Origin of the sequence: Mesorhizobium sp. WSM3864, from assembly GCF_002294955.1 — a bacterium.
Classification (GTDB): Bacteria; Pseudomonadota; Alphaproteobacteria; order Rhizobiales; family Rhizobiaceae; genus Mesorhizobium.
Genome location: NZ_NSGD01000001.1, coordinates 117,374 through 144,336, shown reverse-complemented (window position 1 = coordinate 144,336; position 26,963 = coordinate 117,374). Strand labels below are relative to the sequence as shown.

The window sequence follows — 26,963 nt, the reverse complement described above, 5'->3', positions numbered from 1 at the left end:
CTCACTCGATTCAGTCTCTGCAAAAACGGACCTATCTTCATGAAATCCCACGTTAAAGCGGTTGTCATCGGCGGCGGTGTCGTCGGCTGCTCGGTGCTCTACCACCTCGCCAAGGCCGGCTGGACCGACATCATACTGATCGAGCGTTCGGAGCTGACCTCCGGCTCGTCCTGGCACGCGGCGGGCGGCTTCCACACGCTGAACGGCGACCCGAACGTCGCCAAGCTGCAGGCCTATACGGTCCAGCTCTACAAGGAGATCGAGGAGCTTTCCGGCCAGTCCTGCTCGCTGCATCTGACCGGCGGCGTGATGATGGCCGACACGCCCGAGCGCATGGACTTCCTGCGGCTCGCCCACGCCAAGGGCCGCTATCTCGGCATGGATACCGAGCTGATCACGCCGTCGGAAGCCAAGGCGATGTTCCCGCTGATGGACGAGAAGAATTTCGTCGGCGCCATGTGGGATCCGGTCGAAGGCCATCTCGACCCCTCCGGCACGACCCACTCCTACGCCAAGGCCGCGCGAAAACTCGGCGCCGAGATCGTGCTGCGCAACCGCGTCGTCGAGCTGACGCAGGAAGCCGACGGCACCTGGAACGTCGTCACCGAGCAAGGCACCGTGAAAGCCGAGCATGTCGTCAATTGCGGCGGGCTGTGGGCGCGCGAGATCGGCCGCATGGTCGGCGTCGAGCTGCCGGTGCTGGCGATGGAGCACATGTACCTGCTCACCGAGCCGATGCCGGAGGTCGAGGAATTCAACAGGTCGACCGGCCGCGAGATGATCGGCGTGCTTGACTTCAAGGGCGAGATCTACACCCGCCAGGAGCGCAACGGCATCCTGCTCGGCACCTATGAAAAAGCCTGCAAGCCGTGGTCGCCGGTCAACACGCCCTGGGATTTCGGGCATGAACTCTTGCCACCTGACATCGATCGCATCGCGCCGTCGCTGGAGATCGGCTTCAAGCATTTCCCCGGCATCGAGAAGGCCGGCATCAAGCAGATCATCAACGGCCCCTTCACCTTCGCGCTCGACGGCAACCCGCTGGTCGGCCCAGTCCAGGGCCTGACCAACTTCTGGTGCGCCTGCGCCGTCATGGCCGGCTTCAGCCAGGGCGGCGGCGTCGGCCTGGCGCTGTCCAACTGGATGGTGCACGGCGATCCGGGCTTCGACGTCTGGGGCATGGATGTCGCCCGCTTCGGCGAATGGGCGACGCTGCGCTACACCAACGCCAAGGTGCGCGAGAATTATTCGCGGCGCTTCTCGATCCGCTTCCCGAACGAGGAACTGCCGGCCGCCCGGCCGGCGCAGACGACGCCGCTCTACGACACGATGCTCGCCAACAATGCGGTCATGGGCGACTCGTGGGGACTGGAAACCCCGCTCTGGTTCGCGCCCAAGGGCACCGAGCCAAAGGACATCGTCTCCTTCCATCGCTCGAACGATTTCGGCCCGATCGGCGAGGAAGTTCGCGCGACGCGCGAACGGGTCGGCGTCACCGAGATCGCCAACTTTGCCAAGTACGAAGTTTCCGGGCCGGGCGCCGAGGATTTCCTCAACCGGCTGATGACCAACCGGATGCCGAAGACCGGCCGCATTGTGCTCACCCCGATGGTCAACGAGTTCGGCAGGCTGATCGGCGACTTCACCATCGCCAAGACCGGTGAGGACCGTTTCATGATCTGGGGCTCTTCGGCCGCGCAGAAATACCATATGCGCTGGTTCGAGAAGCACCTGCCCAAGGATGGTTCTGTGCGCATCCACCGCTTCGACCAGACACTGGTCGGCTTGTCGATCGCCGGACCGAGCGCGCGGAATTTGCTGCAGAAACTTGTGGACGTCGACGTCTCGACCAAGGCCTTCCGCTTCATGGACTTCCGCGAGATGGCGGTCGGCGGCGCGCCCTGCATGGTCAACCGCATCACCTATACCGGCGACCTCGGCTTCGAGATCTGGATGGCCCCCGCCTATCAGCGCCTCGTCTACAAGGCGATCAAGGAAGCAGGCGAGGAATTCGGCCTCGTCGATTTCGGCATGCGCGCGCTGCTGTCGATGCGTCTCGAAAAGAACTTCCCAACCTGGTTCCGCGAGTTGCGTCCGATCTACGGGCCGTTCGAAGGCTCGATGGACCGCTTCATCAAGCTGGAGAAGAACGACTTCATTGGCCGCGAGGCGGCTGCCAGGGAGCAGGCGCAAAGGCCGAAGCTGCGCCGCGTCTCCTTCATCGTCGATGCTGCCGACGCCGACGTGATGGGCGACGAGCCGATCTGGGCCAAGGTCAGCAAGGATTACGGCACGGTGGAGAAGCCGCATGGCTACGGCGCGCCGCGCTTCGACGAGACGGGCAAGGAAGTGCGCGGCTCCGAAGCCGCCGAAGGCGCTTCGGCCGTGCGCGGCATCGTCGATGGCGAGTGGCGCGTTGTCGGCTGGGTGACTTCGGGCGGCTATGCGCATTACGTGCAAAAGTCGATGGCGCAGGGCTATGTGCCGGCGGCCCTTGCCGAGGACGAGAGCGCCGGCCTGTTCGAAATCGAGATCCTCGGCCACCGCCGCCCGGCCCGCATCAACGTCGAGCCGCCCTTCGACCCGAGCGGCGAGAAGATGCGCACCTGATTCCAGGAAGCCGTAATGTACCGCTTTCGGATCGTGTTGGTGGCCGGCTATATAGCAACCGGCCACCAACGCATCAGATGAGAAGACGACCCTTGCGGCAGCTGGAGAAATGGACCGACTGGCTCTGCGATGAACGGGTCGGCCCTTTCAGTGCCGCAATCGCGTTTGCACTTGCCTATTGCCTGGTCCAGATCGTGGTGATGCCGCTTTCGTCCCATTTCGTGGGCACCGGCGTCGGCGTCGACGACTCCGAACAGTTGATGGCGATGCGCTTCCTCGCGGCCGGCTATGGCGGCTCGCAGCCGCCTTTATACACCTGGTTCGGCATCCTCACGGCCTCGCTGGTTGGAACCAGCATTCTCGCGCTCAAGATCGTCAAATACACGCTGCTGGCCGGTGGATTGGTCGCGTCCTTCGCCACAGTGCGCCGCCTGGGCTATTCAGCCCGCGCGGCGACCACCGCCATGTTCGGCCTGCTGCTGTTTCCACAGATCGTATGGGAGATGCAGCATGCCCTCACCCACTCGGTCGCGGTTTTTTGCTTTTCATCGCTGCTGCTCCTGGCAGTCGCCGAGTTGCAGAAACGGCGCTCGACTACCGCGTATGTGCTGCTTGGCTTGGCGACGGCCGCCGCAATGCTGTCGAAATACAATGAGGTGATCTTTCTCGCTGCGCTGTTCCTTGCGGCGCTGTCCGTCCGCGAAACACGTGAGGCGATCTTCGATCGCCGTTTCCTGATCAGTGTGGTTGTGGCGATCCTTGCCTGCCTCCCCACATTCTACTGGAGCCTCACGCATCTCGGAGACCTGCTGGCGCACAGCGGTGGCCTGGGCGTCGCCGAAGGGGGCAGCGCGGCAAAGACCCTGTCTCGCGGCATCCGCGGCTTGAGCAATGCGATGCTCAATTTCGCCGGGCTGCCGGCCACGATCTTTGCCGTCGCGTTTTTCCTGGCGCGCAAGCAATCCGCTCCACCGCCCGAGGCCGCACCGTGGCCAGAGACGCTGGTCTGGCGGGCGATAGCCTTCGCCTTGCTGATCACGCTCGTGGTGGTGCTGGCGGGCGGCATCACACAGTTTCGCGATCGCTGGATGCTGCCCGTATTCGTGCTGTTGCCGGTCGCCATTGCCATGCGGCTGGACGCGATGGGGGAAAGGGGCAGGAAGACGCAGGCGACAATCGTCTTCGTCGGCGCCGTGATGGCCACCCTCGTGCTTCCGGTAAGCTGGTACATGCAGGTCCACGGCGGCGATAACCGCGGCAGCATCGTGCGCATGGACTACGCTTCGCTCCATCGTCAGCTGACAGCCGACGGACCGGTCGGCACTGTGGTCTCGAGTTGGTTCTGGATCGGCAATCTCCGCCTCGTCGATCCCGATCTCATCGTGCTCGACGACGAGATACCCGATTTCGCCAGATCGATCCGCGAGCCCGCGGTGCTTGTGCTCGCGGATGACGAGGAACCGGCCTCCGTCATCTTCAAAAGGATCACCGAGGCCGGCTATGTGATGGATACCGTCCATCGGCGCATCGCGGTGCCGCAGTTGGGGAGCGCACCGCGCCAGGTCACGATCACCAGGCTGCACAAGATGAAGCCGCAATAGACAGACAGGGGGACCGCATGGACACACAACGTTTCGGCCGCCACCGCAAGATCATGCCGTTCGAACCCGGTTCCGTCGAGGCGCTCCGCGCCGCCTCCCGCGAGAAGGCTGGCGCGCTCAACCAGCACGCTCTGGGCTATGGCGCGGTAGCCGAAGCCGAATGGGCGGCGGCAGGCATTGCCGCTCCCGACCTGCCTGCCATGCGAACCTATCGGCTCGAGCGCATCCGCGCCGAACTCAGGCGCCGCGACTATGCCGGCGCCCTGCTCTACGACCCGGTCAACATCCGCTACGCGACGGATTCGACCAACATGCAGCTCTGGGTCGCGCACAATCCGACCCGCCACTGTTTCGTCGCCACAGAAGGTCCTGTGGTGCTGTTCGACTATTTCTCCTGCGAGCATTTGTCGGATCACGCCGGCGTCGTCGACGAGGTGCGACCGGCGGTGTCGTGGATGTACCTTTATAGCGGCGAGCTGACCGACAAGAAGGTCCGCCGCTGGGCAGCCGGCATCGCCGAGCTCCTTGCCGAGCACGGCGGCGGCAATCGGCGGATCGCCGTCGACCACATCAACCCGGAAGGCGTCGAAGAGCTTGCCCGCCGCGGCATCACGGTCGGCAATGGCGAGGCGGTGATGGAGAATGCGCGCCTCATAAAGTCGCCCGACGAGATCCTCGCCATGCGCCGCGCCATTGTCGCCTGCGAGGCGGCGATGGGCGAGATGGAAGCGGCGCTGAAGCCGGGCATTTCCGAGAACGAACTCTGGGCGGAACTGCATCGCGGCAACATCGCGCGCGGCGGCGAATGGATCGAGACCCGGCTTCTGTCGTCCGGGCCGCGCACCAACCCCTGGTTCCAGGAATGCTCGTCGCGCATCGTCGAGGACGGCGATCTCGTCGCCTTCGACACCGACCTCATCGGTCCCTATGGATTTTGCGCCGACCTATCGCGCACCTGGCTCTGCGGCGATGGCCGGCCGTCCGACGAGCAGCGTGACCTGTTCCGCATCGCCGCCGACCAGATCGCCCACAACACGGCATTGATGCGGCCGGGCATTTCCTTCCGCGATCTCGTCGAACGCTCCGCCGTGCCGCCTGGAGACTGCTTCCCGGCGCGCTACGGCGTGCTCTACCACGGCGTCGGTCTGGCGGACGAATATCCGACCCTGCCGCATGCCAGCGACTGGACGGACGACACGCCGGATGGCGTCCTGGAACCCGGCATGGTGCTGTGCGTGGAAAGCTATATCGGCAGGCTCGGCGGCCGCGAGGGCGTCAAGATCGAGGAGCAGATCCTCATCACCGAGACCGGCAACGAAAAACTCTCAGCCTACCCGCTCGACGAAAAGCTGCTTGGCAGCTGACCCGTCCAAGCCAAAGTCGGCGATGGCCTCGCGCATGGACGCAACGACGTCCGCCGATGTGGCCCTGGCCGAAATAAATGGCAATCCCTTCCGCCTAGTCGTCCAGCCGACGACTTTCACGCGCCGCGCCGCCGGCTCGAATCGCTGCGCCAATGCCCAGCTCTGGCAGTCGATGGCGGCGATATCGGCCCTGCCCTCGGCGATGGCGACGATCGACGACCGGTGGCCGCCGCTTTCGCCGCACGAGGCGAAGACGCCCAGACTTTCGCCGATCGCCTCCAGGTCGCGCGTCAGCCCGAGCAGCCCGGACATCGAATCCGGATTGTTGAAGATGAAGCGCTTGCCGCGGATGAGATCGAGCGGGATGACGGCCTTGCCATCCTCGGGCGAGCCAACCGACCGCCCGCCATCAGCCGGCATCACCAGCGCGCTGGAATAGAGCTCGCCCTGCCCGCCCTCGAACGCGTCATAGCTTGGCTGAGCGACCACCTGCACATGCCTGGCCAGGCCGAGCTCCATCGGCCCCCAGCAGGTCTGGCCGAAAAGCAGCGCCGGGCTCAGCCAGAGCTGGTGAAAATCGAACTCGTCCGGGGGCAATGTCGCGGGGTCGGGCGCTATCAGCTTTCCGGCGCCGTCTTGGATGCCGCCGGACACCGGCGGCAGGTCGCGATTGCTGCGCGCCATTCTTTCCGGCGCGTCGATACCTCTCCGTCGAAAAGCGTCGCGGAGCTGCGCCCATTGCGCGTCGATCTCGCCACGAACTTCCGGCCAGTCATACATCGGCAGAGCCGCAATCAACTTGCTCATGACGAACAGCTTTCAAAACAGGCGGTCATCGGCGCCTGAATTCCGCGGCGATAAAGCAGTCGCGAAAGTTCGAAATTACTCTTTGGGCGGCTCAGCCGGCACCGGAGCCGTGCCAAGTCCACTCACATTACGCGCTCTGATACGCGGTTTGAAGGCGCGGCCGGGTTCGGGCGCGCGGCGCAGCACCGGATGCACCACTGGCTCCTTGGCTTTGAAGGCAAATGATTTGATCAGCGCGAAATAGTTCGGATAGACGTAGCCGTTGTTCATCCGCAGCCATTCTTCGCGGCGATCGCGAAACATCTTCGGCAGTCTGTACCAGGCGACGGTCGGGCTCTTGTGGTGCACGAAATGCAGGTTGTTGTTGAGGAACAGGAAGGAGAGCGGCGACCGCTCGACGATGATCGTGCGGCCCTCCGGGTGTTCCGACCACTGATGCTCGGCATAGGTGCGCACCGAAATCAGGGACTGGCCAAGCCACACCGGCCCCAGGATGTAGAGCCAGAGCGGGATGCCGAAGCCGAAGGTCACGATCGGCACGACCACTGCAAGTCCGACGGCATGCAGCAGCCAGGCTTTGCGGATCGCCTTGTCGCCGGCGGCCATCTGTCTGGCGTCGTCGAGGAAGAAGCCGATCGACGACAGCCAAGGTCCGAGAACGAAGCGGCCGACCATTGTGTTGTTGATCTTGAGCAGGAACTTCATCGCCGGCGGCATTTCCGCATGCATCCAGAGCGCCTGGTAATAGCTTTCCGGATCGTCGAGCGGGTCGGTCAGCCGCTCGTCGGCGTGGTGGCGAAGATGGATCGCCTTGAAACGGCGGAACGGCCAGACCAGCCCGATCGGCAGGACGACGAAGGCTTCGTTGATGCTGGCGTTGCGGGTCGGATGGCCATGCAGCACTTCGTGCATCAGCGAGGATTGCAGGGCCAGTATCAAGGCCAAGGCGACAAGGGCCAGCAGCGAATAGGAAGGCCAAAGCAGGAAGCCGGTGGCAAGCCAGGCGCCATAACAGAACAGTGTGAGGAATACTGTCGGCCATTCCACGGCCGGTGTGCTGCTGTGTCTCTTGCGTATGCCAGTCATGCTATCGACCACTGCCTTCCAGTCGCCGGAACCACTTTGATTCCTGACAGCATTGTGTCAGGAGCCTGCCGTTGTCGCAACGCGACAAAGTGAACAACCTGTTGCGAATGCGCATTTTTGGCTGCAGATGTTATATATTGTAAACAGATTTGGGGATTCATTTGCGCCTGAGCACCTACCCAGTAGGCCTGGGCGCAAATTTTTCCTCCACTGGAAAGGAGCGGCGTGATGGACAAGCGTGATCTGTCGACGGTCTTCCGAGAGCGCCTGAAATTGCTCTTGACACGCTCGGACTTGAACCAGTCGGCCTTCGCGAGCGCCGTCGGCATCGATCGTTCGGCGCTGTCGCAACTCCTGTCGGGCGCCTCGCCGCGCCTGCCCCGCGCCGAGACGCTTCTCAACATCGCCGCCGAGTTCAAGGTATCGCTCGACTGGCTGCTGGGCCTTAGCCAGGACGAAGGCGTCACCGGCGAGATTCGCGAAAGCCTCGAGATCGAGGAGGCGCCGGACGGCTTTGACCGCACGCTACTTGCCAAATGGCACGCCGAGGCGGTCGGCACCAAGATCCGCTACGTGCCGGCGGGCATTCCGGACCTCCTGCGCACCGAGGCCCTTGTCGAATACGAGGCCGGCATTACCAACAAGAGCCGCGAGGCGCAGGCCGGCGAAACGCAATACCGCATCGACTACAACAGGCGGCCCGAGACCGACATGGAGGTCTGCATGCCGCGCCATACGCTGGAGATTTTCGCTCGCGGGCTCGGCGTCTGGGACCGGTTCCCGGAAGCCGAGCGCCGCCGGCAATTGCTGCACATGGCAACGCTCCTCGACGACCTTTACCCGACCTTCCGCCTGTTCCTCTATGACGGCCGCATGCGCTATTCGATCCCTTATACGATCTTCGGGCCGTACCGCGCCGCAATCTATGTCGGCGATATGTATCTGGTGTTGAACGCCACCCAGCCGGTCCGTACCCTGACCAGCCACTTCGACAATCTGATCCGAGCCGCCGACATCAACGCGCATGAGGCGGCGAGCTTCACGCAGAAGCTGGCCGGCATCTCTTTCCCCTCAGGCTCTGTCTGAACGTGACCATCATCGCCATGCTGGCATGCGGCGACCAACCTGGCCGACCCGTCCGTTTTAGGAAACTCATGCAAGAGCGGGGGCGCAAATTCATTGACTAGATATAAAGACTTCTTTATATCGTTATTTGAATTCAAGATGCGAAAGCCAGAGCCATGACCGCCACCAATCCGATCGACGCATTGCTTGCCGAAAAAGGCGTGCTGCTGGCCGACGGCGCCACCGGCACCAATTTATTCGCGATGGGACTTGAGGCCGGCGAAGCCCCCGAGCTGCTCAACGAGACGGCGCCCGACACCATCGCCGCGCTGCATCAGAATTTCGTCGATGCCGGCGCTGACATCATCCTGACCAATTCCTTCGGCGGCACCCGTCATCGGCTGAAGCTGCATCACGCTCAGGACCGCGTGCATGACTTGAACAAGCGCGCCGCGGAAATTGCCCGTTCGGTGTCCGACAAGGCAGGCCGCAAGGTGATCGTTGCCGGCTCCGTCGGCCCGACCGGCGAGCTTTTGGTGCCGCTCGGCGCTATGTCTTATGAGGAAGCGGTGGATGCCTTCGCCGAGCAGATCGAAGGCTTGAAGGCCGGCGGAGCCGAAGTCGCCTGGATCGAGACCATGTCGGCGCCGGATGAGATCCGCGCCGCGGCCGAAGCCGCGATCCGTGTCGGCCTGCCCTACACCTATACCGGTTCCTTCGATACGGCCGGCCGCACCATGATGGGGCTGTTGCCCAAGGACATCCACGGCGTTGCGGATGGACTGTCGCAGGCTCCGCTTGGGGTGGGCGCCAATTGCGGCGTCGGCGCAGCCGACATCCTGGCCTCGCTGCTCGACATGACCGACGCGAAGCCGGAAGCCACCGTGATCGTCAAGGGCAATTGCGGCATTCCGGAATTCCGCGGCAGCGAGATCCACTATTCCGGCACGCCGGAACTGATGGCCGACTATGTCCGGCTGGCAGTCGATGCCGGCGCCAAGATCGTCGGCGGCTGCTGCGGCACCTCGTTCGCTCACCTTGCCGCGATGCGCAAGGCGCTCGACGCGCACACCAAGTCGGCGCGTCCGACAGTCGAGTCCATCGTCGAGCGCATCGGGCCGATGCGCAACAAGATAGCGAGCGCTGCCGAGGCAGGCGAAGGCCGTCGCGAACGCCGGCGCAGCCGCGCCTGAAATTGGCCTGCTCTATTCGCTGTTTTCAGCGTAACGCGACAGCGCCGTACCGAGATCGGTGGCGGCGCTGTTCTTGCCGTCGGCGCCCATCGTCATCAACGCGCCGGACGCGCGCGGGTCGCTGATCTGCTCCAGCATCACGCGAAAGCGGTCGTTGTTGAGCGCAGAGAGCGCCGTGTCGCGGGCCGCATCGACATTATTCCTGATCCGCGCGGATTCCGCCGACGGAGCGGACGGTGCTCGCGTCTGAAGATTGCCCGCAGTCGGCGTCACATTCCCGGTGATATGCAATTCCAGCCCCTCACTTCTATCAGCTTTGACTAACAGGAGGGCATTGCGATCAAGTTCCGGAAAAGCCGCGCAATTTAACGATCGGCAAAAGCCGGCAGGTCCTCCGCCGGCTTTTTGTTCCATGGCCGGCACCCGCCCTATTTGTTGGTGCCCAGCGACGAGGCTAGCCGCACCAGCGACAGGAATTCCGCCCTGTAGCCGAACGGATCAACGCCGCGCGCGGCGTTGGCGATCTCCAGGATCCGGTCGTAGCCGAAATTCGCCGTCTGATCTTCGTCGCGCAGCTTCTGCCCGAAAGCCGCAACCGCTACCGAAAAGCGCTGGTCGACGCCGGCTTCATCGAAGGACGGCACCTCGTTGGCCGCGGTCACCGGTGTCGTGATCAGTTTCGAGACATTCTCGTTCGGCAGCTTGTAGCGGATTTTTACGAAGGCATATTCGCCCGCATTGGCAACGCCGCCATTGTCGACCTTCGCCTCGCCATAGCGCAACGGATCGACCTGCTCGGCGCCACTTCCCTTGGGCGTGACCTCGTAGATCGCCGTCACCGAATGGCCGGAACCGATATCGCCGGCGTCGACGCGGTCATTGTTGAAATCCTCGCGCTTGAGCGCCCGCGTCTCATAGCCGACCAGCCGGTATTCCGAGACCTTGGCCGGGTTGAACTCGACTTGGATTTTCACATCCTTGGCAATGGTGAACAGCGTCGAGGACGCGTCCTCGACCAGCACCTTCTCGGCCTCGGCAAGCGTGTCGATATAGGCGGCCGTGCCATTGCCGTTCTGGCCGATGGTCTGCATCATCTGGTCGTTGAGATTGCCGCGGCCGAAGCCGAACACCGAGAGAAACACGCCGGTCTTGCGCTCCTTCTCGATCAACCGTTTGAGGTCGTCGTCATCGGTCTGGCCGACGTTGAAATCGCCGTCGGTGGCAAGCATCACGCGGTTGATGCCGTCCTTGACGAAAGACTGCTGCGCAAGTTTGTAGGCTTCCTTGATGCCTGCCTCGCCGGCGGTCGAACCGCCTGGCTCCAGATTGTCTATCGCCGCAAGAATCTTCTGCCTTTCCGCGGCCTTTGTCGGCATCAGCACCGTGCCGGCATTGCCGGCATAGGTGACGATGGAGACGGTGTCGTCGGCCTTGAGCTTGCTGACCAGCAACCGGAACGCCGACTTCAACAGCGGCAGCTTGTCCGGCTCGTCCATCGAACCCGAAACGTCGATCAGGAACACCAGGTTTGCCTTCGGCGCCTCGACCGGCTTCACGTCAAAACCCTTGATCGCAACATGCATCAGCTTGGTGCGCTCGTTCCAGGGCGTCGGCATGACGGTGACGGTCGAATTGAACGGCGTCGCGGCCGAGTCCGGCCCCTTCCAGTCATAGGGGAAGTAATTGATCATCTCTTCGACCCGCACCGTACCTGGGTCGGGCAGAATACCTTCCTTCAGCGAGCGGCGGACGAAGGAATAGGACACCGTGTCGACATCGATCGAGAAGGTCGACACCGGATCCTGGGCGGCTTGGTGAACCGGATTGGTCTTGAAGGTCTCGATGCGGTCGCGGTTTTGCTCTTGCGGCTGCATTTGATCGGCCGGCATGGGCGCCGGCTGAACCATCGGCCTGGAACCAGCGACGGCGCCAGCCGGCATCTCTGCAGGTTGCATGGCGGTTGCCGGCGCCTGGGCATCCGCGCGTCCGCCGGCGGCCAGCTGGTCAACCTCCGCAGGTGCAGGCGGCGGCACAGGCAGCGCCTGTGGTGCTTGCTTGGCAAAGTCCTTCAACGCCCCGTATTCCTGCCTGGTCCGATCATCGGATCGGCTCAATTCAGTTTTCGGCGGCGATGCCGGTGCGACCTGCGCCTCGTCTTCGACACGCCTCTCGCTGTCGGCGCCGGTCTTCTTCTCCTTGGCAGGCGCGGCCGCCAGCGGCTCGCTGATCGCGGGCTGGTTCGGTATCGGCTTCTGCGCAACCGGCTTGTCGGCCACCGTTTCGGTGACCTTCCCGTTTGAAATAACGGGCGGCTGCTCCCTCAGCATCTCAAAAGCGGCATAGCCGGCGATAGGCAGCGCGACCAGCGCGGTCAGGGCCGGGGTGGCAATGAGTTTCCGTTGCATGATCTCTCTCCAGAGCCTTTGTGCTCGCTCCGTGAGACGAAGACCTGCCGGCGATCCTTGGGGGACGGTCGAAATTTTTTCGTTCAAGTCGAAGGCCTGCATCGCGGCGGCCAACGCACGCGTTTGCGCTTCGCTGTCCGGCGCCGGAACTGCCAGATTGCGCAGCCTTTCGAGTTCGTTGTCGTCGACCATGGTCACACTTCCCCGGCTGAGCGCATGAGCAGCTTCAGCCGTTTCTTCGCTTCATGGATGTGCCAGGAAACCGTCGCCTCCGAGATCGCCATCACCACGGCCGCAGCCGCGTGGCTCAACCCTTCGCCATAGACGAGCAGCACCGCGTCGCGCTGCTTGTCCGGCAGCATGCGCACCGCCGCCCACAGCGCCTCTGCCGGGTCCTGGATTTCCGCCGATCCCTGTCCCGCAATCAGCGCATACGTGCCGAAGGCCTCGGTCTTGGCGCTGTCGCGGGCGCGCTTGCGCATCATGTCGCGCGAAGCGTTCAGTGTCATGGCGTAGAGCCAAGTCGTGAACGCGCCGTTGCCCTGATAGTCGCGGATTGCCCGGCCGAGCCGCACGCAGACATCCTGGGCGATGTCTTCGGCATCGGCCTTGCGGCCGCACCAGCGATAGGCGGCGCGATAGACGAAACCATAGTGCCTTTCGAGCAGTTTGCCGAAAGCCCCCCTGTCTCCGCCCCTCGCCCGCCCGATCAATTCGGCATCGGAGGCTTCGCTGTCGTCCAGCATCATCGCCGTCATTTGCCTGTTGGACGAAGGCTAATGGCGATTCCTTGGGGCGATGGAAAGATTTTTTTGCGGCAGCCTCCGCACCCTACCCTAAGGTCTCGGCGAACAGCGTGATGAGCCGCTTCCAATGGCGCTCGGCGCCCGCTTCGTCATAGACGCTGTGGTCCTTGACGCACCAGCCATGACCGACGCCGACATAGTTCTCGATCGTGTGGTCGACTTCGGCGACCCTGAGCGCCTCTGCCAGCCGGGCCGATTGCTCCGGCGGAAAGCTGCGGTCCACGCCGGCGACCCCGACGTAGATGCGTGCCTTGATCGACGCCGCCTTCCGGTGCGGGCTGTCGGGCGCGTCGCTTGCCAGATTGCCGCCGTGGAAGCTGGCCGCGGCAGCAATGCGGTCGGGATAGGCCGCGGCGGCATTGAGAGCCCGAGCGCCGCCCATGCAATAGCCGACGACGCCGACCGGCCCGTCCAGGCCTTCGGCAGTGAGCGCATCGAGGAAGGCCGCGCTGTCGCGGATGGTCATCTCTTGCGTGGTGCCACCGCTCAGCGCCGTCAGTTGAGCCCTGGTCTTATCCTCAGCAAACGCAGTCTTAGGGTCGAACGGTCCATAGGGCACGCTGCGATAGAACAGATCGGGCACCAGCACGGCATAGCCATGCCCTGCGAGGCGTTCGGCCATCTGGTCGAGCGTCGGCCGCGGGCCGAAAATATCCATGTAGAGAATGACGCCGGCCCTGGCCGCCGCCGCCGGTCGGAACAGCCCGGCCTTGGCCTTCCCGTCCCGGGTTTCGATCTCGATCTCTTGCTTGGCCATGCTGCTCTCCGTCGTCTGTCCGCGCGATAGATATCCGGCTGGAGCGGCCCGGCAAGACAATCCCGGAGCCTGGCGTTCAAGATTTCGTGCGGTTGGCCTTCATCTTACAGCCGAGCAAAGGCCGCCATATGAAAGGCCTGCACCTCTGGCGGATAGCGATAGTCCGCCCCGTAGGGACATGCGTTGCGGTCGAGGCAGCCGCTCGTGCGGCACAGGCCGCCTCCGGGGCCGCGCACATGCCCAAGACAGGCTTCATGGGCAAAACCCTGCTCGGAATAGGCATCGACCGGACAGGAATTCATGCAGGGTTTTTCGACGCATGTGTCGCAGAGATGAATCGCTTCTCGAGGCTCGGGGAGGAAAATCTCTTCCTCGAACAGCAGCGCGCCGCGATAGGCATGCCACAACCCATACTGCGGATGCATGAGGATGCCGAGCGGCGACGGCTTCAACCCTTCCGCCCGCATCGCCCATTGCTGGAACGGCAGATAGGGCCTGTCGGAGGGCGACACGGCGCGAGCGCCGAACGCTTGCGCCACCGCGCCGATCACCTCCCGCGACCAGGTGTCGAGCGGGTTGACGATCCCGCTGGCCCGCTGCCCGAGCCAGCGCTGGAAGTGCGGCCAGGGTGCGGCGCCGGCCTGCCCAACCAAGAGGGCGGACTTCGCAGGCGCGCCTGAAAGCCCCGCAGGCACGGCTTCATCACTAGCGAAGCGAAAGCCGCCCCGAAGGATCAGGCCGTGGGCGGCAAGCGCGGCCGCGGTCCCTTCGATCGTGCCGCGCGAAAAAGTCATCCCTTCTTGTCCGGGTCGGAGAACGCGCTCCGCCAGACTTCCTTATGGATGATGTTGGCGACTTTAGCCCGGCCTGACTCGGGCTCCTTTCAAGTGAAGGCGTCGGCCATCGAGGCCTTCTTCCTGTCGATGAAATCCTTCAGTGCCTCGTCAATCGCCGGATCGAGATGCGGTGCCTCGTAGCTTTCCAGCCAGCGGCGGGCGAGCTCGTTGGCGCGCTGCGGCGCTGTCTTTTCGCCTTCGGCCAGCCACTGCTCATAGGAATTGTTGTCGGCGATGTTGGAGCGGTAGAAGGCGGTCTGGAAATTCGCCTGCGTGTGGTCGCAGCCGAGATAGTGGCTGCCCGGACCGACCTGGCGGATGGCGTCCATCGCCTGGCCGTTCTCCGACAGGTCGACGCCCTCGGCGAATTTCTGCGTCATGCCGAGCTGGTCGATGTCCATCATGAATTTCTCGTAGCAGGAGGCGAGACCGCCCTCGAGCCAGCCGGCCGAATGCAGCACGAAGTTGGTGCCGGCAAGGATGGTCGAGTTCAGCGTGTTTGCGCTCTCATAGGCCGCCTGCGCATCCGGGACCTTCGAGGCGCAGAGCGAGCCGCCGGTGCGGAACGGCAGGCCTAGCCGGCGCGCGAGCTGCGCTGCGCCATAGGAAACCAGCGATGGTTCCGGCGTGCCGAAAGTCGGCGCGCCCGACTGCATCGAGATCGACGAGGCGAAAGTGCCGAACAGCACCGGCGCGCCGGGCCTGATCAGCTGCGTGAAAGAGGCGCCGGCAAGCACCTCGGCCAGGATCTGCGTCAGCGTTCCGGCAACCGTCACCGGGCTCATCGCGCCGGCCAGGATGAACGGCGTGACAATGCAGGCCTGGTTGTGGCGCGAATAGACTTTCAGCGCGCCGAGCATGGTCTCGTCGAACACCATCGGCGAGTTGGCGTTGATCAGGCTGGTCAGCACCGTGTTTTTCTCGACGAAATCCTCGCCGAACACGATCTTGGCCATCGCCACCGTATCCTCGGCCCGCTCCGGCGCCGTCACCGAGCCCATGAACGGTTTGTCCGAATAGCGGATATGCGAATAGACCATGTCCAGATGGCGCTTATTGACCGGCACGTCGACCGGCTCGCATACCGTGCCGCCCGAATGGTGGATCGACGGCGCCATATAGGCGAGCTTCACGAAATTCTGGAAATCCTCAAGCGTTGCGTAGCGGCGGTTGCCGTCGAGGTCGCGCACGAAGGGCGGGCCGTAGACCGGCGCGAACACCGTTCCCTTGCCCCCGATCTGCACCGAACGCTCCGGATTGCGCGCATGCTGGGTGTAGATCGAAGGCGCGGTCTTGAGCAGCGAGCGGCAAAGCCCCTTGGGAAAATGCACGCGCTCGCCTTTCACATCGGCGCCGGCCTCTTTCCACAGCGCGAGCGCCTCGGCGTCGTCGCGGAAGATGATGCCGATCTCTTCCAGCACCGTGTCTGTGTTCTTCTCGATCAGCGCCAGGCCTTCCTCGTCGAGGACCTCGTAGACGTTAATCTTGCGCTTGATATAGGTGAGCTGGGTGCCCGGACCGCCGCCTGCGCGCGCCGCGCGCCTGGCCGCCGCGCCGCCGCTGGCGCCGCGTCCGCGTCGTCCGCCCGACGCTTCCTGCTCGACTGCCGCGTTATCGCTCATGATCGTTCTTCCTATAGATTTTAGATTTGGGCCTGAATTGGCTCGCGGCCGGTTCGCCGCCGCTTCTTTCCGGATCGTAGCCATGCACCCTATTGGAAACGGCCCGCCAGCGCCAACGCCTGTCGCAAAATCGACAAGAAAACCGCCAACTTTTCAGTCGCTTTCCTTTTGCGGGAAGTCGCAAATCAGCTATGGCTACCTTGCCCTCGCGGGTTAGGTATTGGCGCATCGATTTTTGAGCTGCAGCAAGCATTCCGAGCAGCAAGGAGCCCGAGGAAAAAATGTCCGACGACGAGATCATCCTTTCCGAGCTTTCCGACGAGGAACTCGTGCAGCAGATGCATGACGACCTTTATGACGGGCTGAAGGAAGAGATCGAGGAAGGCACGCATATCCTTCTTGAGCGCGGCTGGCAGCCCTACACGGTGCTGACCGAGGCGCTGGTCGAAGGCATGCGCATCGTCGGCGAAGATTTCCGCGACGGCATCCTGTTCGTGCCGGAAGTGCTGCTCTCGGCCAATGCCATGAAGGCCGGCATGGCCATCCTGCGCCCGCTGCTTGCCGCCACCGGCGCGCCCAAGCAGGGCAAGATGGTGATCGGCACCGTCAAGGGCGACATCCACGACATCGGCAAGAACCTCGTCGGCATGATGATGGAAGGCGCCGGCTTCGATGTCATCGACCTCGGCATCAACAATGCGGTCGAGAAATATCTGGAAGCGATCGAGCAGCATCAGCCCGACATCATCGGCATGTCGGCGCTGCTCACCACGACCATGCCCTATATGAAGGTCGTCATCGACACGATGAAGGAAAAGGGCATTCGCGACGATTACGTCGTGCTGGTCGGCGGTGCGCCGCTCAACGAGGAATTCGGCAAGGCCGTCGGCGCCGACGCCTATTGCCGCGATGCCGCTGTGGCGGTCGAGACCGCCAAGGACTTCATGAAGCGCAAGCACAACGTTCGCGCTTCCGCCTGATCCCAGGGCATCAGGATGGATCGAAAAAAGCCGCGCCTTGCAGCGCGGCTTTTTTGTTCCCAGATGATGATGAGGCTGAACGATCAGTTGGCGACAGTGTCTTTGACCGCCCTCGCCGTCGATTTGACGTCCTTGCCGACGCCTCGAATGGTGTTGGCGCAGGCGGTGAGTGCAAGCGCGCAGGCAAGGATGGCAATCGGCGCGATGCGAAGCAGTTTCATGGGTGTCTCCCTCAACAGATAATTAGCCCCGCAGCGAAAACCGGCTCGACTGGTTCATGGTCAAAACGCAAAAAACGAAACCGAATCAAACAGACAGGCTGCTCGTCATCGCCTGCGGGATGATTGCGCGCGAAGTTTTGGCCGTCAAGCAACAGCTAAAGCTCGATCACCTTGAGTTGACCTGCCTGCCGGCCGAGTTCCACTTCTATCCGGACCGCATCGCGCCGGCCATGGACAAGGCCATCGAAAAGGCCAAGGCGGAAGGCTACAACCACATCTTCGTCGGCTATGCCGATTGCGGCACCGGCGGCATGCTCGACCGCGTCATCGAGAAGCATGGCGTGGAGCGCATGGCCGGCCCCCATTGCTTCGCCTTCTACCAGGGCATGGACGCCTACGCGAAGGTCGCCGACGGCGACATGATGTCGTTCTACATGACCGACTTCCTCTGCCGCCAATTCGACGCCTTCTTCATCAAGCCGCTCGGGCTCGACAGGCATCCCGAGCTTATCAAGGACTATTTCGGCAATTACGAGAAGCTGATCTATCTCGCGCAAACCGACGATCCGGAACTCGACAAGGTTGCCGAGAAAGCCGCCGCCATGCTCGACCTCGCCTACGAGCGCCGCTCGACCGGCTATGGCGATCTCACGGGTGAACTGGCACGGGCGGCAGCCAACGCTTGAGGCTCTCGCAGGGCTGCTTCAACGGCGGCCTGCGGATCGGAAAATCGACTTGCAGACGAAGCCCCCTCGCCTCCGCTGTTAAGCCGGATGACAGCGGCCTGCGAACGGGTAAGTTGTGCCCCAAGCAGACCAAACAGCTGTTCCAGCCACCGATTCGGGAAACGCCCATGATCCCTCGCCTGCTGCTTGCCGCCCTTTGCCTTATCGGCTTCGCCCTGCCCGCCTATGCCGACGGCGAGCTGCAGAAGCTGATCACCGCCGCAGACAAGGCGCGACTGGATAAATATGGCGAAACGCGCAAGGCGGCTCTCGAAGAGGCAAAGGCCGGCGATCCGGCTGAGGTCAAGCAACTCGATGCGCTGCTCGCGAAGCCGCTGGTCGCTTTCTCCGACAAGGATCTGACCGGCAACTGGAAATGTCGCACCATCAAGGCCGGCGGCTTGAGCCCGCTAGTCATCTATGGCTGGTTCAAGTGTAAGGTCACCGGGGACGGCTCGGGTTGGCGGCTGCAGAAGATCAGCGGCTCGCAGCGCACCACCGGTCGCTTCTTCGACGACGGTGAGAAGCGCGCCATCTATCTCGGCTCGTTTTCGGTCAATGACGAAAAGGCCAAGCCCTATGGCAGCGGCGCCGAAAGCGACCAAGTGGGCTATGCCTTCCGCAACAGTGCCACCGAGTGGCGCATCGAATTCCCCGCGCCCTATTATGAATCGAAACTCGACATCATGGAATTCAAGCGCTGACTGAGCCCGAAAAGTTGCAGACTTTTCGGACCAGGATCATGCGTCGACCATTGGCTCACTAAGGGTTAACCCGCTCTCCCTAGCATGCGCCCGACTTTGAGAGCGGGTGCTTGCCATGGCAACGTCGGAATCCAGTCCGCGACGGATTGTGGTCGTCACCGAAGGCGGTCCGCATATCTGGGCCATCGTCAACGCCATCGCCGATCGCGTCGGCCCTGTCAGTGTCATCCTCGAAACCCCTGAATCAAAAAAGCGTTTGCTGCTCGGCCGCGCCCGCCGCCAGGGCTGGATCTCGGCCATCGGCCAGCTCGGCACGATGCTGCTGACCAGGCTTGGCAAGCGGTTCTTTGCCGGCCATGCTGCACGGCTGATTGCCGAGGAAAAGCTCGAGACAGAACCTCGCCCGACCCAGACGATCATTCATGTGCCTTCCGCCAACGGTCCGGAATGCCTTCAGGCGATTGAGAAGATCGGGCCGGGCGTCGTGCTCCTCGCTGGCTGCCGGCTGCTGTCGAGGAATATGCTCGCGAAGGTGCCTTGCCCGGTGCTCAACTATCACGCCGGCATTACCCCGAAATATCGTGGCATGAATGGCGGCTACTGGGCGCTGGCCTCCGGTGATCGAGGGAATTTCGGCACCACCGTGCATCTGGTCGATGCCGGCGTCGACACCGGCGGAGTGCTGAAGCAGGCGCGCGGCAAGTCGAAACGCGGCGACACCATCGCCAGCTACGCGCTGCGGCAGGCGGCATTTTCCCGCGACATCTGCGTCCAGGCAGTGGCCGAGACGCTGGCGGGAAAACTTACGATGATCGATCCCGGCCTGCCCTCGAAACAGTGGTTTCACCCGACGATTTGGTTCTACCTCTGGACCGGCCTGACGAAGTGCGTCTGGTAATCTGCCAGCGTCGGAAATTCAGCACTCGCTTTGCGTCATCGCCAGCGTCGCTTTTGAAGGCGCGCGCGTCGTCCCATAACAAGCGGCACAAGGGCGCATGCGGCAATGCTCCCAACATCGAGGAGTTGAGAATTCATGGCCGATCTGATCGTCGTCTATTGGCGCGATATCCCTGCGCAGGTCATCGTCAAGAAAGGCCGGCAGAACGCCAAGCGCGAGCTGCCGCTGCGCTTCACCGAGGCGATCGACATGTGCGCCATGCGCACCGGCGCCGGCGGCACCGACGATTACCTCGCCGAATGGCGCAAGGCCGATCCGGTTCCGGTCGGCGACGACATCGAAGCCGAGGTTGAGAAGGCCTACCAGGAACTCGATACGAAATATGACCGCGAGCGGCTGGTCGCTCTGGTCAAGGCTGGCGGGAAAGAAAATGTCTGAGAAGCAGCCGGCGGTCACCCAGGCCACCCTGGTCAAGAAGGCAGCGCCGAAGTCCGACTACAAGCCCGCGGACGTGTCGCCGCAACGCCGCGTTCAGCGCACTTTTGCCGTGAGGTTGTGGTCCATCCGCCATTCGCGACTGCTCGAATGGTTTTATGGCAGGTTCGCCGATGTCTTCCTGCTCTTGCATCCTTTGTGGAAGGGCATCGGCTACGGCCGCGTCGAAGCGCCGGTGAAATTCGTCGAGAAACGCGTCAAGGGCTTCATGTTCGACTGCCGCATGTGCGGCCAGTGCGTGCTCTCCTCCACCGGCATGTCGTGCCCGATGAACTGCCCGAAGCAGCTGCGCAACGGCCCGTGCGGCGGCGTGCGCGCCAACGGCAATTGCGAGGTCGAGCCGGACATGCCCTGCGTCTGGGTCAAGGCCTGGGAAGGCTCCCGCAACATGAAGCATGGCGACAAGATCCTCACCGTGCAGAAGCCGGTCGATCAGTCGCTGCGCGAAACCTCGGCCTGGCTCAGGGTGACCGCGCAGGCGGCCGCGGCGCGTGAAGCCGCCCAGAACCCGCAGAACCCCGGAGCTTCAGCATGAGCATCCGCCACCAGCGCGACGAGAACCCGGCCGGCGTTCACCTGCCGCTCGATCCCCTGCCCGGCCATTCGTCGCGCGGTCGGTTGGAGCGCGTGCTGCGCCGCGGCGAGTTCGCGGTGACGACCGAGCTCAACCCGCCCGACAGCGCCGACCCTGAAGACGTCTACAACCGCGCCAAGATCTTCGACGGTTGGGTCGACGCCATCAACGCGGTCGACGCCTCCGGCGCCAATTGCCACATGTCTTCGGTCGGCATCTGCGCGCTTTTGACCCGCATGGGCTACGCCCCGATCATGCAGATCGCGTGCCGCGACAAGAACCGCATCGCCATTCAGGGCGACGTGCTGGGCGGCGCGGCAATGGGCGTCGCCAACATGCTCTGCCTCACCGGCGACGGCGTGCAGGCCGGCGATCAGCCGGGCGCCAAGCCGGTCTTCGACCTCGATTCCATGTCGCTGCTCGAAACCATCCGCATCATGCGCGACAACGGCAAGTTCCTGTCCGGCCGCAAGCTGACGACGCCGCCGCAGGTCTTCCTCGGTGCTGCCGTAAACCCCTTCGCGCCGCCTTTCGATTTCCGTCCCATCCATCTCGGCAAGAAGATCGCCGCCGGCGCGCAATTCGTGCAGACGCAATATTGCTTCGATGTGCCGATGTTCCGAACCTTCATGCAAAAGGCGCGCGACCTCGGCCACACCGAAAAAGTCTTCATCCTGTGCGGCGTCGGGCCGCTCGCCTCTGCCAAGACCGCCAAATGGATCCGCTCCAACGTGCCGGGTATCCATATCCCCGATGCGGTGATCAAGCGGCTCGAAGGCGCGCAGGACCAGAAGAAGGAAGGCAAGCAGCTCTGCATCGACATCATCAACGAGGTGAAGGAAATTCCGGGCGTCGCCGGCGTCCATGTGATGGCCTACCGCCAGGAAGAATATGTCGCCGAGATCGTCGATGAATCCGGCGTGCTGAAAGGCCGCCAGCCCTGGAAACGGGAGATCCGCCGCGACGACCAGATCGTCGCGGAGCGGCTCGACCACATACTGCACGACGAGATTACCGAAACCCAGGTCGACATGGTGAAGACCGCGCATTGATGTATGTCGCCCAAAAGTGAGAACCGGTTTGGGGCAACGACATACATGAACTTAAAGTCCAAGGCGCGGCCGGCACCCGTCCGCTTGAACAAGACCAGATAACGATATAAAGAACTCTTTATATCCCGACGGAGAGATTGCATGACCCGCACCATCGTCGCCTCGGCGACCCGAGAAATCGTCATCGGCTTCGATCAGCCCTTCTGCGTGATCGGCGAGCGCATCAACCCGACCGGCCGCAAGAAGCTGGCCGCCGAGATGGTGGCCGGCAACTTCGAGACCGTCATCAAGGATGCGCTGGAGCAGGCCGCCTGCGGCGCCACCATGCTCGACGTCAATGCCGGTGTCACCGCCGTCGACCCCAATGCGACCGAGCCGGCGCTTTTGGTGCAGACGCTGGAGATCGTGCAGAACTTGGTCGATCTGCCGCTGTCTATCGACTCTTCGGTGACCGCCGCGATCGAGGCGGCGCTGAAGGTCGCCAAGGGGCGCCCGCTGGTCAACTCCGTCACCGGCGAGGAAGAGAAGCTCGAAGCCATCCTGCCGCTGGTCAAGAAATACAACGTTCCGGTCGTCGCCATCTCCAATGACGAGACCGGCATCTCGATGGATCCGGACGTCCGCTTCGCGGTCGCCAAGAAGATCGTCGAGCGCTGCGCCGATCACGGCATTCCCGCGCATGACGTCGTCGTCGATCCGCTGGTGATGCCGATCGGCGCGCTGGGCGATGCCGGCCGCCAGGTGTTCGCACTGCTGCGCCGGCTGCGCGAGGAACTCAAGGTCAACACCACTTGCGGCCTTTCCAACATCTCGTTTGGCCTGCCGCATCGCCACGGCATCAACGCCGCCTTCATCCCGATGGTGATCGGCGCCGGCATGACGAGCGCCATCATGAACCCGGTCCGCCCGCAGGAGATGGAGGCCGTGCGCGGCGCCAACGTGCTCAACGGCACCGACGAGAACTGCACCAACTGGATCCGCACCTACAAGGACTACAAGCCGGCCGAAGGCGGCCATGCGGTCGCGGCTCCGGTCGCGGTCACCGCCCCTGGCGATGGCGCCGCCGCTGCCGGCGGGCGTCGCCGCGGCGGTCGTGAAGCCCGCATGGCCAGGGGGTAAGCGCGCAATCGTGAGCCGCATTGCAAACAGCCCTGATCCGGTCGCATCGTCGATGCGGTCGGAGAAGTCTGCTTTGCGGTCAGGCGACGCCCAATATGGCGTCGAACAACGCCATTCCAGCCCAGGATCCGAAGATGCCTGTGCCGCCGCCGACGATGACATCATCGTCGTAGGCGGGCCAGAATGCGTGGAGCAGGAGCGCTCCGACGATCGCGCCGAGAATTCCGGAGGCCAGATATTGCGGATTGCGCAGCCATGGGCCTTTGAGCACGCGCACCATGGTGAAAGCGGTGAAGATGGCGGGCAGCAGAATATCCGACATGTTTGGCCCCTGGACCAACGTACACTCCACCCAACAGTAAAACGATCCGTTAAACGGTATCGGCAATTGCCATCGAGACGCGTGCCAGCATGAATCCCCCGCCCAACATCACCGATCCGCTTGTGCTGTTTATGCCGTCAGGCAAGCGCGGGCGGTTTCCCGTTGGCACGCCGGTGCTGGACGCCGCGCGCCAGCTCGGCGTCTATGTCGAGAGCGTGTGCGGCGGCCGCGCCACTTGCGGGCGCTGCCAGATCGAGGTGCAGGAAGGCAATTTCGCCAAGCACAAGATCGTCTCTGCCAACGACCACATCTCGCCCAAGGGCGCCAAGGAAGAGCGCTACGAGCGCGTGCGCGGCCTGCCCGAGCGCCGCCGCCTCTCCTGCTCGGCGCAGATTCTCGGCGACCTCGTCATTGACGTGCCGCAGGACACGGTCATCAACGCCCAGACCATCCGCAAGGCAGCTGACACCAGGGTTATCGCTCGCGATACGGCAATCCGCATGTGCTATGTCGAGATTGAAGAGCCCGACATGCACAAGCCGCTCGGCGACCTCGACCGACTCAAGATCGCCTTGACGAAGGACTGGGGTTTCAAGAACGTCGAGTTCGACTTCTATCTCATGCCGCAAGTGCAGGGCATTCTGCGCAAGGGCAATTGGACCGCCACCGCCGCCATCCACAAGGATGCGGACAGCGACATCGCGCGCGTCATCGCGCTGTGGCCAGGCCTGAAGAACGAGGCCTACGGGCTCGCCTGCGACATCGGCTCGACGACCATTGCCATGCATCTCGTGTCGCTGCTGTCGGGCCGCGTCGCCGCCTCTTCCGGCACCTCCAATCCGCAGATCCGCTTCGGCGAGGATCTGATGAGCCGCGTCTCCTACGTGATGATGAACCCGGACGGCCGCGAGGGCATGACGGTCGCCGTGCGCGAGGCCGTTTCCGGACTGGTCGACAAGGTCTGTGCGGAAGGCAATGTCCAGCGCAACGACATCCTCGACGCGGTGTTCGTCGGCAATCCGATCATGCATCATCTGTTTCTCGGCATCGATCCGACCGAGCTCGGCGGCGCGCCGTTCGCGCTCGCCGTTTCCGGCGCCGTGCGCATCAAGGCCTCCGATCTCGGCTTGAAACTGAACCAGGGCGCGCGCCTTTATATGCTCCCTTGTATCGCCGGCCATGTCGGCGCCGACGCAGCCGCGGTCACGCTCTCCGAGGGTCCGCACCGCCAGGACGAGATGATGCTGATCGTCGACGTTGGCACCAATGCCGAGATCGTGCTCGGCAACAGCACGCGCGTCGTTGCGGCCTCCTCTCCCACCGGCCCGGCCTTCGAGGGCGCCGAGATTTCCGGCGGCCAGCGCGCGGCGCCCGGCGCCATCGAGCGCGTGCGCATCGATCCCGACTCGCTTGAGCCGCGCTACCGCGTCATCGGTTCGGAACTCTGGTCGGATGAGCCGGGCTTTGCCGAAAGCGTTCAGGCGACCGGCGTCACCGGCATTTGCGGCTCCGGCATCATCGAAGTGGTGGCCGAGATGTATCTCGCCGGTATCATCTCCGAGGACGGCGTCGTCGACGGATCGCTTGGTGCGCGCTCGCCGCGCATCGTCGCCAACGGCCGCACCTTCTCCTATGTGCTGAAGGACGGCGAGCCGAAGATCACCATCACCCAGAACGACGTGCGCGCCATCCAGCTCGCCAAGGCGGCGCTCTACGCCGGCACCAAGCTGTTGATGGAAAAGCAGCACACCGACCATGTCGACCGCATCCATTTCGCCGGTGCCTTCGGTTCTTTCATCGACCCGAAATACGCCATGGTGCTGGGGCTCATTCCCGATTGCGATCTCGACAAGGTCTCGGCCGTCGGCAACGCCGCCGGCGCCGGCGCGCGCATGGCGCTCCTCAATCGCGGCTACCGCCGTGAGATCGAGGAGACGGTGAGCAGGATCGAAAAGATCGAAACCGCGCTGGAGCCTAAATTCCAGGAGCACTTCGTCTACGCCATGGCGCTGCCGAACAAGGTTGACCCTTTCCCGAAGCTCGCGGCCACAGTGAAGCTGCCGCCGCGCAAGACGGTCGGCGAGGATGGCACCGCGGGCGACGCCACCCCGCGCCGGCGCTCGCGCGAGGAACGGGCGGCGCGGCGCGGGCGCGAATAGGTTCCCTTCGCCCGAAGCCTCTCTTTGGTTCGTATGCATGCAAACGTTTCCGGATCCATCGATCCGGAAACCGGAACGCTGTTTTCGTGAAATCCGCCGGAAACATGCCGGGCGCATTTAGCCCGCCATCGAAGGGCTGGCGCGAAATGTCTTCGAGCCGGCGCGACCTTCCGGAGGAACCCACTATGTCGATGTTCGATAACCTCGGCCGCTTCGGCGTGACCATCAGGCAGGCTCATGCCCGGAGCAAGGCGATCCGCGCGCTCAACGACCTGCCCGTGCATGTGCAGAAGGATATCGGCTGGCCGGCTTCGCCGCCGAGCGACCCGCAGGCAGCCCTGCACGCGCTGCTCCTGGGCACCGCCCGCTGATGACCTTCGCCGACAAATGTAAGCTGCTCGGCAAGCGCCGAGGCCGGCAAGCGGCCTCGGCGATCGGCGACAACAAGTTGCGCGCCGCGCTGCTGCCAGGGCGCCGTTGACGCGACCGGCGTCGCATCACGCCGATGTGCCCGCTGCGAACCTTGACATTTTCAACCTGACTACAATCTTCGCATAGCAGGGGGAATTTCTCTTAGTCGGCTCGACCGATCCGTGTTCCGTATGCCCAGTTTGAAAAGCCACGTCGTTTCGTTCATTCTCAGGCACAGCCGCAAGAAGGCCTTTTCCAGTCCCGAGAATCTGCAGCGCTGGATCGCCTACGCCCGCAAGACCGAAGACTATCATCCGCCGGCTCTTCTGAAGGCGCGGCTGGATATCGCCGAGACCAGCGTCGATGGTTTCCCCGTCTATGAGATCGCACCGAAATCGGGCGAGCGCCGGCGTATCCTCTATTTGCATGGCGGCGCCTTCGTCTTTCAGATCACGTCCTATCACTGGGTGCTGATTGCCGAGATGGCGGAGCGGCTGGGCTTCGGCATCACCGTGCCGATCTATCCGATCGCGCCGGAGCACAATTTCCATGACATGTTCGGCATGGTCGGCGACGTCTACCGGCGCATGCTGCAAGAGACCAATGCCGAGAACATCGTCTTCATGGGCGATTCCGCCGGCGGCAACATGGCAGTCGTGCTCACCATGATGGCCGCCGAGGAAGGCCTGCCCTCGCCGGCGCGCCACGTGCTGATCTCGCCCGGCCTCGATATGTCCTTGTCCAATCCGGAAGTGTTCGAAGCCGAACGCAACGACCCCTGGCTGGGCATCCCCGGCGGGCTCGAGGCGATCCGGCTCTACAGCGCCGGCATCGACCGCTCCGACTGGCACATCAGCCCGCTCTACGGCGATCTCTCGGTGCTGCCGAAGACGCTGCTGCTCACCGGCTCGCGCGACCTGCTCAGCCCCGACAATCTGATCTTCGCCGAACGGGCGCGCGCCGCAGGCGTCGAGGTCGATGTCGTATACGAGGAAGGCATGTTCCACGTTTGGCCGCTGATCGATATGCCGGAAGCGCGGCGCGCACGTGACAGCATCGTCGACTTCCTCACAGCCGAGATCCTACCGCAGCGAGCCCATGCATCGCGCCGAACCACTTATGCGGCGCGACCTGCGCCGGCGGCCGAATAG

At 63.4% G+C, this 26,963-nt stretch carries 26 protein-coding genes; 16 read left to right on the top strand and 10 right to left on the bottom strand.

What is annotated here, in order from left to right:
• Window positions 1-39 precede the first annotated feature (39 nt).
• From CK215_RS00685 to CK215_RS00675, 3 genes are all read left to right on the top strand, one after another.
• Entirely contained in the window at window positions 40-2,610 is a 2,571-nt protein-coding gene (locus tag CK215_RS00685) for an FAD-dependent oxidoreductase (protein WP_095829816.1), read from the top strand.
• Between the two features lie 92 nt (window positions 2,611-2,702).
• Window positions 2,703-4,211, top strand: coding sequence for a glycosyltransferase family 39 protein (locus tag CK215_RS00680; protein ID WP_170950189.1), 1,509 nt, complete (start codon window positions 2,703-2,705; stop codon window positions 4,209-4,211).
• Between the two features lie 17 nt (window positions 4,212-4,228).
• Window positions 4,229-5,575, top strand: coding sequence for a Xaa-Pro peptidase family protein (locus CK215_RS00675; RefSeq protein ID WP_095828853.1), 1,347 nt, complete (start codon window positions 4,229-4,231; stop codon window positions 5,573-5,575).
• Here the strand turns inward: CK215_RS00675 and CK215_RS00670 are convergent.
• Window positions 5,537-6,382 carry a PhnD/SsuA/transferrin family substrate-binding protein gene (locus CK215_RS00670; RefSeq protein ID WP_095829814.1) on the bottom strand — a complete coding sequence of 282 codons (846 nt, stop codon included), beginning with the start codon at window positions 6,380-6,382 and terminating at the stop codon, window positions 5,537-5,539. The two genes, CK215_RS00675 and CK215_RS00670, sit on opposite strands and share 39 nt — an antisense overlap.
• Window positions 6,383-6,457: 75 nt before the next feature.
• Entirely contained in the window at window positions 6,458-7,468 is a 1,011-nt protein-coding gene (locus tag CK215_RS00665) for a fatty acid desaturase (protein ID WP_066999712.1), read from the bottom strand.
• A 228-nt stretch (window positions 7,469-7,696) separates the two neighbouring features.
• On the opposite strand from CK215_RS00665, the gene CK215_RS00660 reads away from it, so the two are divergent.
• A complete protein-coding gene (locus CK215_RS00660; protein ID WP_095829813.1) occupies window positions 7,697-8,554 on the top strand; it encodes a helix-turn-helix transcriptional regulator in 858 nt (285 codons plus the stop codon).
• A 155-nt stretch (window positions 8,555-8,709) separates the two neighbouring features.
• Window positions 8,710-9,726 (top strand): betaine--homocysteine S-methyltransferase, encoded by a 1,017-nt coding sequence (gene bmt / locus CK215_RS00655; RefSeq protein ID WP_066999705.1) that lies wholly within the window; start codon window positions 8,710-8,712, stop codon window positions 9,724-9,726.
• A gap of 12 nt (window positions 9,727-9,738) precedes the next feature.
• On the opposite strand, the gene CK215_RS00650 is transcribed toward bmt, so the two are convergent.
• From CK215_RS00650 to CK215_RS00625, 6 genes are all read right to left on the bottom strand, one after another.
• The gene (locus CK215_RS00650) at window positions 9,739-10,140 is read right to left on the bottom strand and encodes a hypothetical protein (RefSeq protein WP_245299688.1); all 402 of its coding nucleotides are present in this window, start codon (window positions 10,138-10,140) and stop codon (window positions 9,739-9,741) included.
• Between the two features lie 14 nt (window positions 10,141-10,154).
• Window positions 10,155-12,323, bottom strand: a complete 2,169-nt coding sequence (locus tag CK215_RS00645; RefSeq protein ID WP_095829812.1) for a VWA domain-containing protein — start codon at window positions 12,321-12,323, stop codon at window positions 10,155-10,157.
• A gap of 2 nt (window positions 12,324-12,325) precedes the next feature.
• Window positions 12,326-12,889, bottom strand: coding sequence for an RNA polymerase sigma factor (locus tag CK215_RS00640; RefSeq protein ID WP_095829811.1), 564 nt, complete (start codon window positions 12,887-12,889; stop codon window positions 12,326-12,328).
• Between the two features lie 73 nt (window positions 12,890-12,962).
• Window positions 12,963-13,694, bottom strand: coding sequence for a dienelactone hydrolase family protein (locus tag CK215_RS00635; protein ID WP_095829810.1), 732 nt, complete (start codon window positions 13,692-13,694; stop codon window positions 12,963-12,965).
• Between the two features lie 104 nt (window positions 13,695-13,798).
• Window positions 13,799-14,488 carry a hypothetical protein gene (locus tag CK215_RS00630; protein ID WP_095778495.1) on the bottom strand — a complete coding sequence of 230 codons (690 nt, stop codon included), beginning with the start codon at window positions 14,486-14,488 and terminating at the stop codon, window positions 13,799-13,801.
• An 89-nt stretch (window positions 14,489-14,577) separates the two neighbouring features.
• Window positions 14,578-16,152 carry a trimethylamine methyltransferase family protein gene (locus tag CK215_RS00625; protein WP_095829809.1) on the bottom strand — a complete coding sequence of 525 codons (1,575 nt, stop codon included), beginning with the start codon at window positions 16,150-16,152 and terminating at the stop codon, window positions 14,578-14,580.
• A gap of 281 nt (window positions 16,153-16,433) precedes the next feature.
• On the opposite strand from CK215_RS00625, the gene CK215_RS00620 reads away from it, so the two are divergent.
• Window positions 16,434-17,132, top strand: a complete 699-nt coding sequence (locus CK215_RS00620; protein WP_066999684.1) for a B12-binding domain-containing protein — start codon at window positions 16,434-16,436, stop codon at window positions 17,130-17,132.
• Between the two features lie 83 nt (window positions 17,133-17,215).
• On the opposite strand, the gene CK215_RS00615 is transcribed toward CK215_RS00620, so the two are convergent.
• Entirely contained in the window at window positions 17,216-17,353 is a 138-nt protein-coding gene (locus CK215_RS00615; protein WP_019858698.1) for an entericidin A/B family lipoprotein, read from the bottom strand.
• Window positions 17,354-17,409: 56 nt separating this feature from the next.
• Here CK215_RS00615 and CK215_RS00610 point away from each other — a divergent pair, with 56 nt between their 5' ends.
• From CK215_RS00610 to CK215_RS00580, 7 genes are all read left to right on the top strand, one after another.
• Window positions 17,410-18,039, top strand: a complete 630-nt coding sequence (locus tag CK215_RS00610; RefSeq protein WP_066999681.1) for a DUF1638 domain-containing protein — start codon at window positions 17,410-17,412, stop codon at window positions 18,037-18,039.
• Window positions 18,040-18,206: 167 nt separating this feature from the next.
• Window positions 18,207-18,782 (top strand): DUF4893 domain-containing protein, encoded by a 576-nt coding sequence (locus CK215_RS00605; RefSeq protein WP_095829808.1) that lies wholly within the window; start codon window positions 18,207-18,209, stop codon window positions 18,780-18,782.
• A 115-nt stretch (window positions 18,783-18,897) separates the two neighbouring features.
• Window positions 18,898-19,680: a formyl transferase gene (locus tag CK215_RS00600; protein WP_095829807.1), complete on the top strand. Its 783-nt coding sequence runs from the start codon at window positions 18,898-18,900 to the stop codon at window positions 19,678-19,680.
• Window positions 19,681-19,815: 135 nt separating this feature from the next.
• The gene (locus CK215_RS00595) at window positions 19,816-20,118 is read left to right on the top strand and encodes a virulence factor (protein WP_066999671.1); all 303 of its coding nucleotides are present in this window, start codon (window positions 19,816-19,818) and stop codon (window positions 20,116-20,118) included.
• A complete protein-coding gene (locus tag CK215_RS00590; protein WP_066999668.1) occupies window positions 20,111-20,710 on the top strand; it encodes a methylenetetrahydrofolate reductase C-terminal domain-containing protein in 600 nt (199 codons plus the stop codon). The genes CK215_RS00595 and CK215_RS00590 overlap by 8 nt, the downstream gene beginning before the upstream one ends.
• Window positions 20,707-21,801: a methylenetetrahydrofolate reductase gene (locus tag CK215_RS00585; RefSeq protein ID WP_095780812.1), complete on the top strand. Its 1,095-nt coding sequence runs from the start codon at window positions 20,707-20,709 to the stop codon at window positions 21,799-21,801. The genes CK215_RS00590 and CK215_RS00585 overlap by 4 nt, the downstream gene beginning before the upstream one ends.
• 141 nt (window positions 21,802-21,942) lie before the next feature.
• Window positions 21,943-22,920, top strand: a complete 978-nt coding sequence (locus tag CK215_RS00580) for a methyltetrahydrofolate cobalamin methyltransferase (protein ID WP_095778498.1) — start codon at window positions 21,943-21,945, stop codon at window positions 22,918-22,920.
• A gap of 79 nt (window positions 22,921-22,999) precedes the next feature.
• Here the strand turns inward: CK215_RS00580 and CK215_RS00575 are convergent, their stop codons facing one another.
• On the bottom strand, window positions 23,000-23,242 hold the full coding sequence (locus CK215_RS00575; RefSeq protein WP_245299687.1) for a hypothetical protein: 243 nt from the start codon (window positions 23,240-23,242) through the stop codon (window positions 23,000-23,002).
• An 89-nt stretch (window positions 23,243-23,331) separates the two neighbouring features.
• Between CK215_RS00575 and CK215_RS00570 the strand changes: the two genes are divergently transcribed.
• The 3 genes from CK215_RS00570 to CK215_RS00560 all read left to right on the top strand — a co-directional run bounded on the left by CK215_RS00570 (window position 23,332) and on the right by CK215_RS00560 (window position 26,963).
• Window positions 23,332-25,401, top strand: coding sequence for an ASKHA domain-containing protein (locus CK215_RS00570; RefSeq protein WP_095829806.1), 2,070 nt, complete (start codon window positions 23,332-23,334; stop codon window positions 25,399-25,401).
• Between the two features lie 185 nt (window positions 25,402-25,586).
• A complete protein-coding gene (locus CK215_RS00565) occupies window positions 25,587-25,772 on the top strand; it encodes a hypothetical protein (RefSeq protein ID WP_067329623.1) in 186 nt (61 codons plus the stop codon).
• A 231-nt stretch (window positions 25,773-26,003) separates the two neighbouring features.
• Window positions 26,004-26,963 carry an alpha/beta hydrolase gene (locus CK215_RS00560; protein WP_095829805.1) on the top strand — a complete coding sequence of 320 codons (960 nt, stop codon included), beginning with the start codon at window positions 26,004-26,006 and terminating at the stop codon, window positions 26,961-26,963.